This is a genomic window from Methylococcus sp. EFPC2 (assembly GCF_016925495.1).
Classification (GTDB): domain Bacteria; phylum Pseudomonadota; class Gammaproteobacteria; order Methylococcales; family Methylococcaceae; genus EFPC2.
The window spans coordinates 1,954,463-1,968,857 of sequence record NZ_CP070491.1 but is presented as its reverse complement, the minus strand read 5'-3'; the positions used below and the strand labels follow the sequence as shown (position 1 = coordinate 1,968,857).

The 14,395-nt window shown below is 63.7% G+C and carries 15 protein-coding genes; 4 read left to right on the top strand and 11 right to left on the bottom strand.

The genetic code is table 11. The features are described 5' to 3' along the window. Positions 1 to 9 precede the first annotated feature (9 nt). From JWZ97_RS08220 to JWZ97_RS08210, 3 genes are all read right to left on the bottom strand, one after another. Entirely contained in the window at positions 10 to 489 is a 480-nt protein-coding gene (locus tag JWZ97_RS08220; protein ID WP_240342542.1) for a metallophosphoesterase family protein, read from the bottom strand. Beyond that, positions 486 to 872: a hypothetical protein gene (locus JWZ97_RS08215; RefSeq protein ID WP_205434280.1), complete on the bottom strand. Its 387-nt coding sequence runs from the start codon at positions 870 to 872 to the stop codon at positions 486 to 488. Before JWZ97_RS08215 ends, JWZ97_RS08220 begins: the two co-directional genes overlap by 4 nt. Before the next feature lie 111 nt (positions 873 to 983). Continuing rightward, positions 984 to 1,463, bottom strand: a complete 480-nt coding sequence (locus JWZ97_RS08210; protein WP_205434279.1) for a GNAT family N-acetyltransferase — start codon at positions 1,461 to 1,463, stop codon at positions 984 to 986. Positions 1,464 to 1,593: 130 nt separating this feature from the next. On the opposite strand from JWZ97_RS08210, the gene bluB reads away from it, so the two are divergent. Genes bluB through cbiB form a run of 3 tightly spaced genes read left to right on the top strand, consistent with a single transcriptional unit; the run spans position 1,594 to position 4,447 of the window. Further along, positions 1,594 to 2,244: a 5,6-dimethylbenzimidazole synthase gene (gene bluB / locus JWZ97_RS08205; protein ID WP_205434278.1), complete on the top strand. Its 651-nt coding sequence runs from the start codon at positions 1,594 to 1,596 to the stop codon at positions 2,242 to 2,244. After that, the gene (locus tag JWZ97_RS08200) at positions 2,241 to 3,527 is read left to right on the top strand and encodes a cobyrinate a,c-diamide synthase (RefSeq protein ID WP_205434277.1); all 1,287 of its coding nucleotides are present in this window, start codon (positions 2,241 to 2,243) and stop codon (positions 3,525 to 3,527) included. Before bluB ends, JWZ97_RS08200 begins: the two co-directional genes overlap by 4 nt. Next, positions 3,524 to 4,447: an adenosylcobinamide-phosphate synthase CbiB gene (gene cbiB / locus JWZ97_RS08195; RefSeq protein ID WP_205434276.1), complete on the top strand. Its 924-nt coding sequence runs from the start codon at positions 3,524 to 3,526 to the stop codon at positions 4,445 to 4,447. Before JWZ97_RS08200 ends, cbiB begins: the two co-directional genes overlap by 4 nt. Here the strand turns inward: cbiB and JWZ97_RS08190 are convergent. Both JWZ97_RS08190 and JWZ97_RS08185 read right to left on the bottom strand, forming a co-directional pair. Beyond that, positions 4,422 to 5,909: an HDOD domain-containing protein gene (locus JWZ97_RS08190; RefSeq protein ID WP_205434275.1), complete on the bottom strand. Its 1,488-nt coding sequence runs from the start codon at positions 5,907 to 5,909 to the stop codon at positions 4,422 to 4,424. The genes cbiB and JWZ97_RS08190 overlap by 26 nt on opposite strands. A 25-nt stretch (positions 5,910 to 5,934) precedes the next feature. Next, positions 5,935 to 8,781, bottom strand: coding sequence for a valine--tRNA ligase (locus tag JWZ97_RS08185; RefSeq protein WP_205434610.1), 2,847 nt, complete (start codon positions 8,779 to 8,781; stop codon positions 5,935 to 5,937). A 136-nt stretch (positions 8,782 to 8,917) separates the two neighbouring features. Here JWZ97_RS08185 and JWZ97_RS08180 point away from each other — a divergent pair, with 136 nt between their 5' ends. Then, positions 8,918 to 9,349, top strand: a complete 432-nt coding sequence (locus tag JWZ97_RS08180; RefSeq protein WP_205434274.1) for a YqaA family protein — start codon at positions 8,918 to 8,920, stop codon at positions 9,347 to 9,349. 43 nt (positions 9,350 to 9,392) lie between these two features. On the opposite strand, the gene JWZ97_RS08175 is transcribed toward JWZ97_RS08180, so the two are convergent. The 6 genes from JWZ97_RS08175 to JWZ97_RS08150 all read right to left on the bottom strand — a co-directional run bounded on the left by JWZ97_RS08175 (position 9,393) and on the right by JWZ97_RS08150 (position 14,389). Further along, positions 9,393 to 10,745 carry an alkaline phosphatase family protein gene (locus JWZ97_RS08175; RefSeq protein ID WP_205434273.1) on the bottom strand — a complete coding sequence of 451 codons (1,353 nt, stop codon included), beginning with the start codon at positions 10,743 to 10,745 and terminating at the stop codon, positions 9,393 to 9,395. A 67-nt stretch (positions 10,746 to 10,812) separates the two neighbouring features. Beyond that, positions 10,813 to 11,745 (bottom strand): DMT family transporter, encoded by a 933-nt coding sequence (locus tag JWZ97_RS08170; protein WP_240342541.1) that lies wholly within the window; start codon positions 11,743 to 11,745, stop codon positions 10,813 to 10,815. A gap of 44 nt (positions 11,746 to 11,789) precedes the next feature. Then, positions 11,790 to 12,518, bottom strand: coding sequence for a UDP-2,3-diacylglucosamine diphosphatase (gene lpxH, locus JWZ97_RS08165; RefSeq protein WP_205434272.1), 729 nt, complete (start codon positions 12,516 to 12,518; stop codon positions 11,790 to 11,792). Positions 12,519 to 12,562: 44 nt separating this feature from the next. Beyond that, positions 12,563 to 13,159 (bottom strand): peptidylprolyl isomerase, encoded by a 597-nt coding sequence (locus tag JWZ97_RS08160; RefSeq protein ID WP_371822608.1) that lies wholly within the window; start codon positions 13,157 to 13,159, stop codon positions 12,563 to 12,565. A gap of 36 nt (positions 13,160 to 13,195) precedes the next feature. Continuing rightward, on the bottom strand, positions 13,196 to 13,834 hold the full coding sequence (locus JWZ97_RS08155) for a carbonic anhydrase (protein WP_205434271.1): 639 nt from the start codon (positions 13,832 to 13,834) through the stop codon (positions 13,196 to 13,198). Positions 13,835 to 13,981: 147 nt separating this feature from the next. Beyond that, positions 13,982 to 14,389: a cytochrome C gene (locus JWZ97_RS08150; protein ID WP_205434270.1), complete on the bottom strand. Its 408-nt coding sequence runs from the start codon at positions 14,387 to 14,389 to the stop codon at positions 13,982 to 13,984. Between the last annotated feature and the right edge of the window lie 6 nt (positions 14,390 to 14,395).

Genomic DNA, 14,395 nt, shown 5'->3' with positions numbered 1-14,395 from the left:
TTTGCGGTCCTATTTGCCGAGATCGAGCTCGACGATGCGCGCCGATACCGATCCGCCGGCAAGGATCAATTCGCCCACGGCGACCGGGAGCTTGAAACGCCGGGGGCCCGAACTGCCCGGATTGACGTAAAGTACGCCGTTTTTCTCCGCGATGCGGGGCACGTGCGAGTGCCCCGACACGACCACGGATACCCCGGCGGAGCCGGGGTCGATGTCCAGTTCCCGCAGGTCGTGGATGACGTAGACATATACGCCGCCGATCTCCAGAAACTCGGTTTCCGGCAAGCCCTGCGCCCAGTCGCCCCGGTCGTTGTTGCCGCGCACCGGGGCCAGGGGCGCCAGCGTCCGCAATTCTTCGAGGATGCCGACGTGCCCGATGTCGCCGGCGTGGATGATGTGCTCGCAGCCGCGCAAAAACGCGAGCGCCTCGGGACGCAGCAGCCCGTGCGTATCGGAGATGAGGCCCACGCGCAGCACGGCGCCGCTCAACGTCCCGGTAACGCCACTTCCACGGTTTTGCCGCCGTAGCCGTATTGTTGATCCCGCGCCTGCACGCGCACGGCGCGTATGCCGGCCGGTATGTCGACGTCGTACAGATCGCGGGTGAAGGGCTGTTCGGTGGCGTGATCGTGCAGCAGCTTGCGCTCGCCGTAATTCCGGCCGTCCGTGCCGCTGACGCGGAAGCCGTCGGCGTAGCGCTGCGGCGTGTCATAGGGCGAGGAGATCGTGACGTCGAAATCGAAGCGATTTGCTCCGTTCGCTCTCACCTCGACGCTCAAGACATCCGGGTGTTTTTGCAGGTCCTCGGCCGAGCAATACGGGGCATGGGCTAAACCCAGGAGCAGGGCGGAGGCAGCAAGCAGTCGGTTCATGGCGATCTCACGGTTAGAAGTAGGGTTGCCTGGCAGCCGGTCAGGGTCCACACCGCTCGACGTCCGAATAAGGCCGCCAGGGAAGCCGCACCGGCTCGATCGAGGATGAAATCACAGCGCCGCCTTCATTTTACGGCCGCCCGTGACGGAAAATCCCTCACGCTCATAAAAAGCCAATGCAGGCTCGAATTGCGGGAGCGGCGGAGTCGTGACCTCCAGGCGCGTCCAGCCGCGCGCACGGCCGCAAGCTTTGGCCCGCTCCAGCAGGCCTCGCCCCATGCCCAGCGAGCGGAACGGAGGACGGACATAGAACTCCGCGATGGTGCCGAAAGCCCCGCCGGCATACAGGGCATGGCTTTCGTAGAGCGCCACGAATCCCGCGGCTTCTCCATCCCCGTCGAGGGCCAGGAAAACGAAATATATTTCCCGGTCGAGAAAGTCCTTGAGCCTGGCAACGCTCTCGTCGAGATTGAAATCAAAAACCCGGGCTCCCATGGCTTGTGTGATTTCGTCCAGCAAGGCGCCGGTCATGGCCGCGATTTCGCCGGCATCGTCCGGGCTTGCGCTTCGTATCGTCAGCTTCTTCGTCATCGCTTTTCTACGCAAGCATCGTAAGAGGACCGGTAGCGGACAGGCAAATCTAGTCTGGGCATGATATAAGGGCCGCCGTTTTTCGTCTCCCAGCGCGAGACGACGGTTCACATTCTCGGTGTTCGAATTCATGAGTGCAGCCTATAGTCCGGGAGAGCGGGACGCCGTTTACCGCGTCATCCGCGAGCGGCGCGACATGCGCCATTTCACGCGCGACCCGGTCGACCCCGCCGTGCTGCGCCGCTTGCTGGAGGCCGCGCATCAGGGCCCTTCGGTGGGATACATGCAACCCTGGCGCTTCATCCGCATCGCCGATCGCGAACTGCGTCTGGCCATCCACGCCCTGGCTGAGCGGGAGCATAAGGCCACCGCCGAGGCCTGCGTAAGCCGGACCGATGAAGTCTTGCGTTTGAAATTGGATGGCATACGCGAATGCGGGGAACTGCTGGTCGCGGCCTTGTGCGAGGGGCGGGAACGCTACGTGCTGGGCCGGCGCACCCTGCCCGAGATGGATTTATGCTCGGTGGCCTGCGCCATCCAGAATCTTTGGCTGGCGGCCCGCGCCGAAGGTTTGGGCCTGGGCTGGGTGTCGCTGTTCGAGCCGGACGAACTGGCGCGTTTGCTGGATTTTCCGGAAGGCGCGCGGCCCATGGCGGTCTTGTGTCTGGGCCATGTCGAGGCTTTTTATCCCGAGCCCATGCTGGAAACGGCAGGCTGGGACCACAGGCGTAACCTGGACGAACTGGTGTTCGAGAACCGCTGGGGGAGGGCCGTTCCATGAGCGGCTGTCCGGCACTGCTGATCTCGGCACCGGCCTCGGGCCAGGGCAAGACCACGGTCACCGCGGCCCTGGCCCGCTTCCACCGCAATCGCGGGCGACGGATGCGGGTGTTCAAGACCGGGCCGGACTTTCTCGACCCCATGATACTGGAGCGCGCCAGCGGCGCTTCGGTGTACAACCTCGATCTCTGGATGGGCGGGGAAGTCCACTGCCGGGAGTTGCTGAGCGCCGCGGCCGGCGAGGCCGACTTGATCCTGGTCGAAGGCGTGATGGGCTTGTACGACGGCACGCCCTCCAGCGCCGATCTGGCTGCGCTGTTCGGCATACCGGTGCTGGCGGTGATCGAGGCTTCCGCCATGGCGCAGACTTTCGGCGCCCTCGCCCATGGATTGGCGACTTTTCGTCCCGGTCTCCCGTTCGCCGGCGTGCTGGCCAACCGGGTCGGCAGCGAGAGCCATGCGGCGATGCTGCGGGAGAGTCTGCCTCCGGGTCTTCGATTCTTCGGTACCCTGCCGCGATCCGCCGAACTGGCCCTGCCCGAGCGTCATCTGGGGCTGGTGCAGTCGCAGGAGATCGCCGACCTGGACGCTCGGCTCGACCATGCCGCGGCCGCGCTGGATGCCGCTTGGGCGGACGCTTTGCCCGAGCCGGTGGATTTTCACGCCACCGAAACCGAGCCGCTTCCGCGATTGCTGGATGGTGTGCGCATCGCGGTGGCCCGCGACGCCGCTTTCGCCTTCCTTTATCCGGCCAACCTGGATGTCTTGCGCGCGCTCGGTGCCGAACTGCTTTTCTTCTCGCCGCTGGCCGGCGACACCCTGCCTGAGGCCGACGCGGTCTGGCTGCCCGGCGGTTATCCGGAACTGCACTTGTCCGCGCTGGCGGAAAACCGCCGGCTCAAGGACTCGTTGCGCGCCCATTGCAGGGCCGGCAAGCCGCTGTGGGCGGAATGCGGCGGCCTGCTTTATCTGCTCGAATCGCTCGCCGATGCGAGCGGCCGGACCGGCGAGATGGCGGGGCTGCTGCCGGGGCAGGGCGCGCTGCAGAACGGGCTGGTCAATCTGGGCTTGCAGGCGCTCGATCTGCCCGAGGGCGAGTTGCGCGGCCACAGCTTTCACCATGCGCGAGCCGATGTGGCGCTGGAGCCGGCGATGCATACGCGGGCCGCTCGGCATCACGGCAGGCCGGAAGCCGTTTGGCGGGTCGGCCGGCTGACCGCTTCGTTTTTCCATGCTTATTTCCCCTCCAACCCGCAAGCCGTGGCGGCCTTGTTCCGGCCATGACGGTCGCCGCTGCCGCCATCATCGCGGTGCTGCTGGACCGCTTGCTGGGCGAGCCGCGCCGGTTTCACCCGCTGGTGGGATTCGGTCGGCTGGCGTCTGATCTGGAAGGCCGCCTGAATCGGGGCCGGAAAGCCGGGCGCCTGCGCGGCTGCCTGGCCGTCGTCCTGCTCACGGCGCCGCCCGTAGGGTTGGCGGCCTGGCTGGCCCGGTCGCCGGGCTTGAGCGCTATCGTCGAGGTTATGGCTCTGTATTTCGCGTTGGGGCTGCAGAGCCTGGGCGAACATGCCGAGGCCGTCCGCACGGCGCTTGCGGCGAACGACAGGATCGAGGCCCGGCGTCGGGTCGCTTGCCTGGTGAGCCGGGATACCGGCGACATGAGCTCGGACGAGGTCGCCCGGGCAACCGTCGAGTCGGTGCTGGAGAACGGCAACGACGCGGTGTTCGGCGCGCTGTTCTGGTTCGGCGTGGCCGGGGCGCCGGGCGTCGTGCTGTACCGTCTGGCCAACACCCTGGACGCGATGTGGGGCTATAAGAGCGAGCGGTTTATACACTTCGGCTGGGCCGCCGCGCGTCTGGACGATGTGTTGAACTATCTGCCGGCCCGCCTGACGGCCTTGACCTATGCCTCGCTAGGGCATTTCCGTGTGGCCTTGCGCTGCTGGCGCACTCAGGCCGGTCGCTGGGAAAGCCCGAACGCCGGGCCGGTCATGACATCCGGCGCGGGGGCTTTGGGTTTGCGCCTGGGAGGGGCGGCGACTTACCGGGGCGTGAGGCATGAGCGCCCCGGCATAGGTCAGGGGCGCCCGGCCACGGCCGGCGACATAACGAGGGCCATGGAACTGGTGCGATTCGGTACGGGTCTGTGGCTGGCGCTGTGCCTGGCGGCGGAAGTCGTCAGACGGGCGACTGCGACAATTTGAGCGCGATATTGGCCTGCTGGGTGAGCTGGCGGAAACCGTCGAATTGTTCGCGCGTCATGGGCGTGTGGCTGAGGGCTCGATCGACATAGAACAAACCGAGCGTCTTGTTATGCAAGCCTATCGGGGCGACGAAGCATTCATGGCTTCCGATGCGCGACTTGAAGGTCTGGGTATACAGCGAGGCCAGCGGCGAGCGTGCGTCAGGCACGGCCCAGACGGTCTGGTTGCGTTCCAGCACGAATGAAAACAGGTTGTGCGGCGTGGTGGTGGCGGGCAGGGTGATGGGCTCGCGGCCGTCGATCGCCGGCCAGCCCAGGGCGGTTTTCTCCCGTATGGTGAGGCGGTCCGGTGTCAGCAGGGCGAACAATACCCGCTCCATGTGCAGGACCCGGTAAAGTCCTTCGATGATGCTTTCCAGCACCAGATTCAGGTCGAATTGGCCCAGTATCAACTTGCTGATGTCGTCGACGATCAACTGCTGTACGGCCCGGGCCGGATGCTCGTCGATTTCCTCGGCGGGTTGTTTCGACTCGGCGAGCTCGGCGGCGGCGGCCGACGTCTTGGATGGCGCCGGAATGTAAGGAGCGGCTTCCGATGCCCCGAAGTGCCCGGCCAGGCGTATGGCGATCGTGGCGTTGTCCTGCGCGCGCGCGAGCATTTCCTGAGCGGGCCGGCCCGACCACTGGGCCAGTTTTTCCAGATAGGCTGCCAGTTGCGGAGCGTTCCAGCCGGCCTCGGCCAGCCGGGCCATTTCGCAGCCGAGCCGGATCGCCTCCATGCGGCGGGTCGGCGGCGAGCCGGAGAACGATTCTTCGGTCAGGCCGCCCAATTTCCAGTTGCGCGCCAGAGATGCACCCAGTTGCCGGAGCCGGAAGCCCAGGACTTGTTTCTCGGCCTTGTCCTCCGGTTCGCCGTTTTCGACCAGGGCCAGGATTTCCTCCCCCTTGTTCTGCTCGAAGCCCCAGAATGCGATATGGCCGATGTTCTGCATCAGGGCCGCGATGAACACTTCTTCCGGCTCACGCTCGCCGACCAGCGATGCGAGCGCCTTGGCCTGCACGGCCGAATGCAGGGCGCGGGCGATTTCCTTCAGCACCTTGGGCTTGCTGCGCCCCTTGATGACGGTTTCGATGAAGGCGCAGGCTACCGCCAGATCGTGGATGACGTTCAGGCCTATCATCACGATGGCGCGGCTGATGGTGGACAACGGTTGCCTACGCGGGTTGTAGTAGGCGGTGTTGCCCAGCTTCAACAGCTTGGCGGTCAGCGACGGGTCTTCCAGCACGATGCGCGCGACCGTCAATACGCTCGACCGCCCGTCTTCCATCGCGCCCTGCAGGCGTTGGACGGTGCGCGAAAAGATCGGCATTTCCCGCTCCTGCAATCGTTCGCACCAGCCTTCCAGGGTGGTGGGCAGCGAAGACGTATCGCGCTTTTCGGCCGCGTGGTCGGGAATGTTCATGGGGCGGGAGCCGGCCTCGCGCGGTTCACAACGCGCCGATCCGTACCGCCTGATCCTTCAGTTGCTGGAGGCTGGCGCGCAGTTCCGCCAGCTTGGCCTGTTCCTTTTCGACGACCTGGGGTGGTGCCTTGCCGATGAAGGCGGGATCGCTCAGCTTGCCTTCGATGCGCGGCAGATCTTTTTCGATGCGCTGGATTTCTTTGTTGAGGCGGGCCAGTTCGGCATCCTTGTCGATCAGCCCGCGCATGGGAATGAGGATACGCAGTTCGCCCAGCAGGGCGATGGCCGATTCCGGTGCCGGTTCGCCCGCGTCCAGCCAGCGGATCTCCTCCACACGGGCCAGATCGAGGATGAGGCTGCGGTTGTCGTCCAGCCACTGGCGCTCCTGAGCGCCGCCGTTTTCCAGCAGGACCGGGATGCGCTTGCTCGGGGCGATATTCATCTCGCCGCGTATGCGCCTCACCCCCAGGATGAAATTCATCACCCAGGCGATCTCGGTTTCCGCCGCTTCGTCGATCAGGCTCTCGTCGGTTTGCGGATAGGCTTGCAGCATGAGGGAAGGTCCGGTGGCGCCGGCCAGGGGCGCGACGCGCTGCCAGATTTCCTCGGTGATGTAGGGCATCAGCGGATGGGTCAGGCGCAACAGGGATTCCAACACCCGCACCAGAGTTTGCCGCGTGCCGCGCCGGCCGGCTTCGTCGCCCTGATTCAGCACCACCTTGGCCAGTTCCAGGTACCAGTCGCAGTATTCGTTCCAGGTGAATTCGTAGATGGCCTGGGCGGCCAGATCGAAGCGGTAGCCCTCGAAGGCCTCGGCGACCGAACGGGCGGTGAGCTGCAAGCGGCTCAATATCCAGCGGTCCGGTAGACTTAATCCCCTCTCCCCTTGGGAGAGGGGTTGGGGTGAGGGTAGTTGCCCGCAGTCGTGTCCCTCGGTGTTCATCAGCACATAGCGGGCGGCGTTCCACAGCTTGTTGCAGAAGTTGCGGTAGCCTTCGACGCGCCCCATGTCGAACTTGATGTCGCGGCCGGTGGCGGCCAGGGAGGCGAAGGTGAAGCGCAGGGCGTCGGTGCCGTAGGCGGCGATGCCGTCCGGGAACTCCTTGCGGGTGCGCTTGCCGATCTTCTCCGCCATCTGCGGCTGCATCAGCCCACTGGTGCGCTTGGCCACCAGGTCGTCCAGGCTGATGCCGTCGATCAGATCCAGCGGGTCCAGCACGTTGCCCTTGGACTTGGACATCTTCTGGCCTTCCCCGTCGCGCACCAGGCCGTGCACGTAGACCACCTTGAAAGGCACTTGCGGTGTGCCGTCCGGGTGTTTCATGAAGTGCATCGTCATCATGACCATGCGCGCCACCCAGAAGAAGATGATGTCGAAGCCGGTGACCAGTACGTTGGTCGGGTGGAAGGTCTGGAGTTCCGGTGTCTGATCCGGCCAACCCAGGGTGGAGAAGGTCCACAGCGCCGAGGAGAACCAGGTGTCCAGCACGTCCTCGTCCTGGCGCAGGGCGAAATCACCGTTCAGGCTGTATTTCTCGCGCACTTCGGCCTCGTTGCGGCCGACGTAGACCTTGCCCTGTTCGTCGTACCAGGCCGGGATGCGGTGGCCCCACCAGAGCTGGCGCGAGATGCACCAGTCCTGGATGTCGCGCATCCAGGCGAAATAAAGGTTCTCGTACTGCTGCGGCACGAAACGGATGTCGCCCTTCTCCACGGCTTCGATGGCCGGCTTGGCCAGTTCGCGGGCGTTGACGTACCACTGGTCGGTCAGCCAGGGTTCGACCACCACGCCGGAGCGGTCGCCGCGCGGCACTTTCAGCGTGTGCGGATCGATCTTCTCCAGCAATTCGAGCGATTCGAGTTCGGCCACGATGAGTTTGCGCGCCTCGAAGCGGTCGAGGCCGGCATAGCGTTCGGGCGCCTTCTCGCCATGGGTGCCGGCGTAGTTCTCGAAGGTCAGCACGGTGAATTCGTGCAGGATGCGGGCGTCGCGGTCGAATACGTTGATCAGCGGTAGGTTGTGGCGCTTGCCGACCTCGTAGTCGTTGAAGTCGTGGGCCGGGGTGATCTTCACGCAGCCGGTGCCGAATTCGGGGTCGACGTAATCGTCGGCGACGATGGGAATCTCGCGCTCCGTGATGGGCAGCTTCACCGTCTTGCCGATCAGGTGCTTATAGCGCTCGTCCTCCGGGTGCACGGCGACGGCCGTGTCGCCCAGCATGGTTTCGGGACGGGTGGTGGCGACCACCAGATGGCCCGAGCCGTCGGCCAGGGGATAGCGGAAATGCCACAGGCTGCCCTGCTCCTCCTCGCTGACCACTTCCAGGTCGGAGATGGCGGTGTGCAGCTTGGGGTCCCAGTTCACCAGACGCTTGCCGCGGTAGATCAGGCCGTCGTCGTAGAGGCGCACGAAAGCTTCCTGCACGGCGCGCGACAGGCCTTCGTCCATGGTGAAGCGCTCGCGGCTCCAGTCGACCGAGGAGCCCAGGCGGCGCAGCTGGCGGGTGATGGTGCCGCCGGATTCGGCTTTCCAGTCCCACACCTTTTCCAGAAACTTTTCCCGCCCCAAGTCCAATCGGGTGAGGTTCTGCGCTGCCAGTTGCCGCTCGACCACCATCTGGGTGGCGATGCCGGCATGGTCGGTGCCCACCTGCCACAAGGTGTTGTCGCCCAGCATGCGGTGATAGCGGATCAGCGCGTCCATGATGGTGTTATTGAAGCCGTGCCCCATGTGCAGGCTGCCCGTCACGTTGGGCGGCGGGATCATGATGCTGTAGGGCTTACCTTCCCCGCGCGGGGCGAAATAGCCCTGGTTTTCCCAGTTCTGGTAGAGGCGCTGCTCGATGGCGTGCGGATCGTAGGTTTTATCCATGCGTACGAAATTGGCTTGGTTCGGAGTATTCGGATGGGCGCGGATTATACGTGAGAACACACCCGCCCGCCTCGCCCGAAGCCGCCTGCCGCGGGGATGGTGTTAAGATCGCGGGCCCAACACGAGAGCTCATCGCATGGATCAGTTTTTCCTGTCCACCGGCGTCTGGGGCTTGTTCCTCAGCGCCTTCATCTCCTCGACCATCGCGCCGGGCGGTTCCGAGGCCGTGCTGGCCTATCTGCTGCTCCAGGGCGAGCAGCCGCAGGCTTGGCTGCTGGCGGTCGCCACCGTGGGCAACAGCCTGGGCGCGGTGACGACCTGGTGGCTGGGGGCCTGGACGGCACGCCGTTATCCGCTGGAACAACTGAACGATCCGCGCCGGCGCAAGGCCGTGGAGACCGTGCGCCGCCACGGTTTGCCCATCTTGCTGTTGTCTTGGCTGCCGGTGGTGGGGGACGGCTTCTGTTTCGCTGCCGGCTGGCTGAAGTTTTCTTTCCCGGCCGGCCTGGCGGCCATCGCATTGGGCAAGCTGGGCCGTTATGCCGTGATCGCCTATGGATTGACCTGAGCTTGCGCCCGATCTCTGTGCGGGCGCGCGAGGTTTGTTCGCGTCATCGCAGGTCCAGTGCCCGTTCCAGGCTAGTCGCTTTTGCGTCGCGCGTGCCCAGGGGCGTCAGATTCCAGCGGTTTTCGATCAGCTTGAGGATGGAGGTCGTGTCGTAGACGGTGTGGTCGACCTGTCCCTTTTTGGCGTAAGGCGAGATGACGATGGCGGGGATGCGGCTGCCGGGACCGAAGCGGTCGCCCTTGGGCGGAGTGACGTGGTCCCAGAAGCCGCCGTATTCGTCATAGGTGACCACGATGACGGTGTCTTTCCATTGCGGGCTGTGTTCTATCCGGGCGATCAGGTCCGCGATGTGCTGTTCGCCCGACACGACGTCGGCATAACCCGGATGTTCGTTGAGCGCACCTATCGGCTTGTAGAAGGACACTGCCGGCAGATTGCCCTGGGCGATGGCGGCCTCTAAATCCGTCAGATCTTTCAGGTGCTCGCGGCGTTCCGCCGTGCCCGGCGCATAACGCTGGTAATAGACGAAGGGCTGGTGGTGGAACTGGAAGTGTCCGGCCGGCTTGCCGGCTTCCGCGTCGTTCCAGCCGCCGGCATACCAGGCCCAGGAAATGCCTTTTTCCGACAGCCGATCGCCTATGGTGGGCGCGGTCTGCGGCGGCAATCGCTTGTCCGGCGCACTGGACTCGGGGTAGGGCGGTTGGGCCGGATAGATCGAGTTCACCGCATAGCCGTCCGGCGTCAGTTCGCCGTCTTTTTCCAGTTCGCCGCCTTTGCCGAGCCGTGCCTTCATGCCGTCCGGTGCCTTGGGGAAAAACGGCGAGCAGGCGCACACCAGCCATTGATGATTGAGAAAGGAACCACCGTAGGCCGCCTGGAAGAAATGGTCGGCCAGGGTATAGCGCAAGGCGTATTGCCATAGGGGCAGCTTGCTGCCGTCGTAATGTCCCATGGTCAGGCCGCCGGCGTCGGATACCTGGGCAAAGCGGTTCAGCTTGCCGCCATTGATCTGCGCCTGATGATGGTAGAAGCGATGGGTCAGATCGCCGGTCTTTTCCGCCGGTTTCACGTAGAGACCGAGGTCGAAGGAGCCGTTGGGCAGATCGGCGGGGAAGCGGGGATCCCGCGCCAGCGGTTTTTTCGAGGTGTTCAACACCGGCGGCAGCGTGGCGTAGGGATTGCCGCGTTCATCGATCTGCACGGTGTTGAGGGGCTTGGCGTCATCCAGTCCGTCGGCGCCGGGAAAGCGGCCGTACAAATGATCGAAGCTGCGGTTTTCCAGGTAGATGACGACGATGTGGCCGATCTTGTCGAGCTTGCCGGCCGCGGACGAACCGGTGGAAAGCGATAGAGCGAGCGCGAGCGCGAGGGCCAGCGGGCGGCATACGAATTTCATGGCATAAATCCTTTTGGTTACGGGTTGGTCAGCAGCGGGATGGGTCGGAGCGAATCAGCTTAGGCCATCAGCGTTCGGCGCGGGTAAGAAACGGCAGCAGCACGCCGAAGCCCAGAACCAGCGCGCAGCCGACGAGCGCGCGTGGGTCGGGTATACGGTCGAAGAACACGATGCCCCAGGCCAGGCTCAACACCGGCGCCGCATAACCCACCGCACTGACCAGCGCGGCAGGGGCCGTTTGATAGGCGCGAGTCATGAAGTGTTGGGCACCGCTCGCGGCCAGCCCGCCGAGCAGCATCAGTGCCCAAATCTCCGGGAGCGTGGGGATCGAATAGCCCGCCCAGGCGAACCAGGCCACGTGCAGGGTAATGGCGACCAAGCAGAAATAGAAAATCACCGATTCCGGCGAGTTGCTGCGCCCCGCCCTGGCCACCATCAAATAGGCCAGGGCGGATAGCAGGCCGCCGAGCAAGGCCATGGCCCGGCCGGGAAAATCGTCGCCGTCCCAGCGCGGTTCGAAGAGCAGGAATATGCCGGCAAAGGCGCCCAGTACGGCCAGCCAGGTCGCCCGGCTATTGCGTTGCGATAAAAGCCAGGGTCCCAGGAGGACAACGAACAGTCCGCTGCTTGCGTTGAGAAAGGAGCTTTCGCCCGGCCCGATGCGTTGGATGGCGGTGAATGACAACATCAGGGCTACCGCGCCGAACAGGCCCCGCAGCCACAGCGAGGCACGGCCGTCGCCGAACAGCGAGGCGGGCCGACCGGCCGCCAGCGCCGGGATGACTAGTATCACGAGGTTGACGGACACGCGCACGAAGCTGACCGTCATCGCCGACAATTCGGGCTGGTATATCGCCACCGCGTAGACGCAGACGTTCATGACCGAAAACAGCAGGCTGGCCATGACCATATAGGCCAGACCGCGCGTACGGCTGCGGTGAAGTGCGATTTTGCGTTTGAGAGGTTCCGCGACGCCTTTAGGTCGAGGCTCGTTCGGCATGAGAGTTCCGGGGCCGGGCTTCCTAGCGGCGAGATGGCGCGTCGTCAGACGATGTTTTCCAATCCCCAGCTACCGTCCTTGTGCCAACAGAGGACTTGTCCGTCGGGATTCCATTCGGCCAATACAAAACGCCGGGCGGGCTGGCCATCCAGTTCGAAGCGATGGAGTGCCGGCCTGTGGGTGTGACCGTGTATCAGCGTCCTCACCCCGTGATGTTGCAGGACGGCCTCTACGGTCTGGGGATTGGCGTCCATGATTTCCTGCGTTTTTTTGCTCTTGTCCAGCCCACTCTTGAAGCGGTACCAGCGCGCATAGACTTGCCGCAACCACAGGGGTTTGGACAACGCATCGGACTTCCATTGCTCGCTGCGCACCCGTAGCCGGGCCTCCTGGTAAGGAATGTCGTCGGTGCATAACAGGTCGCCGTGGGTGACCAGGGCCGGCACACCGTAAAGGTCGATGACCGCGTAATCGCCCAGCAGGGTCGCTCCGGTTTCCCGGCAGAAATCTTCGCCGAGGAGGAAGTCACGGTTTCCGTGCTGAAAAAAAACCGCCGTGCCCCTGTCGCTGACTTTTCTCAGGGCTAGCTTGATCTGCCGGTTCGGTGGCGCGTTGTCGTCATCGCCGATATAGGCGTCGAACAAATCGCCCAGGATATAGAGCCGCTCGACTCCGAGCGCGCGTTGCTGGATGAAGCCGAGGAATCGGCGCGTGATGTCGGGACGGGCCGCGCTGAGGTGCAGGTCCGATATGAACAGGGTTTCGGGTTTCATACTGGCCGATGAAAAGGCGGCCTGAGGCCGCCTCTTCGATGGTTTTACTGTGCCAGCACCGAGGCTTTCTTGACGACGATCGCCGTTTGCGGCGCGTCGGTCGGGAACGGGCCGCCGCGGCCGGTGGGAACCTTGGCCATGGCGTCGACGACGTCCAAGCCTTCCACCACTTTGCCGAATACCGCATAGCCCCAACCTTGCGGAGTCGGGCTCTGGTAGTTCAGAAAATCGTTGTCTTTGTAATTGATGAAGAACTGAGCCGATGCCGAGTGCGGATCGGATGTGCGCGCCATGGCGATGGTGCCTCGCTCGTTGAGCAGGCCGTTGTCGGCTTCGTTCTTGATCGGAGCATGCGTGGGCTTCTGCTTGAATTCGGTGTCGAAACCGCCGCCTTGTGCCATGAATCCGGCGATGACGCGGTGGAAAATGGTGTTGTCGTAATGGCCTTCCTTGACATAGGTCAGGAAGTTCTCGACGGTGGCAGGCGCCTTGGCCGGATCGAGTTGCAGGACGAAATCGCCCAGGGTGGTTTCGAATTTGACGCGGGGTTGTGCTTCGGACATGTGCTTGGGTTTTTCTTTGGCGAAGGATAGGGGGCTGAAAGCCAGCAGGCCGACGAGGACGATATTCAAAATGGACATGGAGGTATTTATCGGGATCGACGGGGGACGAAGCGCCTATTCTAAATCGTACTGGTAGAGAGGGTCGAGTTGAACGTCGGGCGTCAGGCTGATCAATTCCTTGATCACTCCGTCGTTCAGGCCGTAGACCCAGCCATGGAGCAGCGGCTGGCGGCTGTTGTTCCAGGCCCGCTGGACGATTTGGGTATGCGCCAGATTATGAACCTGCTCGATCACATTGAGTTCCACCAACCGGTCCCAGCGTTGCTTCTCATCGCCTGCCGCGTCGATTTCGCGGCGATGCAGGCGATAGACATCCTTGATCTGCTTGAGCCACTTGTTGGCGAAGGTGAGATCGGTCAGCGGTTTGGCCATGGCCGCCTTGACGCCGCGGCAGTGGTAATGGCCGCAGACGATCACGTGCTCGACTTTGAGCACGTGGACCGCGTACTCCAGGGCGCCGAGCAGGTTGAAGTCGAAATGGCAAACCTGGTTGCCGGTATTGCGATGAACCAGGATTTCGCCGGGTGCGCTGTTGGTGATCTCATCGGCATGGACCCGGCTGTCCGAGCAGCCTATCCAGAAGATTTCGCAGTTTCGCTCCTGGCGCAGGTGATCGAGAAAATGAGGGTCCTGGTCCAGTTTTTCCTGGACCCAGGCCTTGTTTTCCAGCAGCAGGCGTTCGGTGGCTTTCATTGATACTCCCATGCGCGAAGGTGAGGTTGGCTTGGCGCAGAGTATCGACTCAAAACAGGGCTTAATGCAATTTCCTTAGGACGCTGGATCGTGCAGTCCCGCCGGAGTTCACCCCGGCGCACCGGGAGGGCCGGGATATCGGTGAACTCAGTGTTTGCCCGGAGCCAGCGGGACGCCGCGTCGCTCCCAGGTCACATAGGCTTGCAGTGCGGTCAGTTTGGGGTCGGTCAGTTCCAGTGGTTTTCCTTGCAAGGGATTCTGGATACACCAGTTGATCATGTCGCTCAGCAGCGCGACCTTACCCAGTTGTTTCTGGAACTTGGGATAGGTTTCGGGATGGGTGTTGGCGGCGTTCGGGTGGCATTGAGCGCAGACCACGCCGTTGCTGCCGAGCGCCGGACTGGTCCACAGACTGCGCCCTTGCTGGGCGACGGCGTCGAACTGGGCCATCCAGCGCTTCTCGTCTTCGTCGGTGAATTCGTCCGCCGCCGCCATGCCCACGTATGACCAGACTAGGAGGCCCAAGAGGGCTATTTGGATGTTTTTCAGCGTCATGTCCTT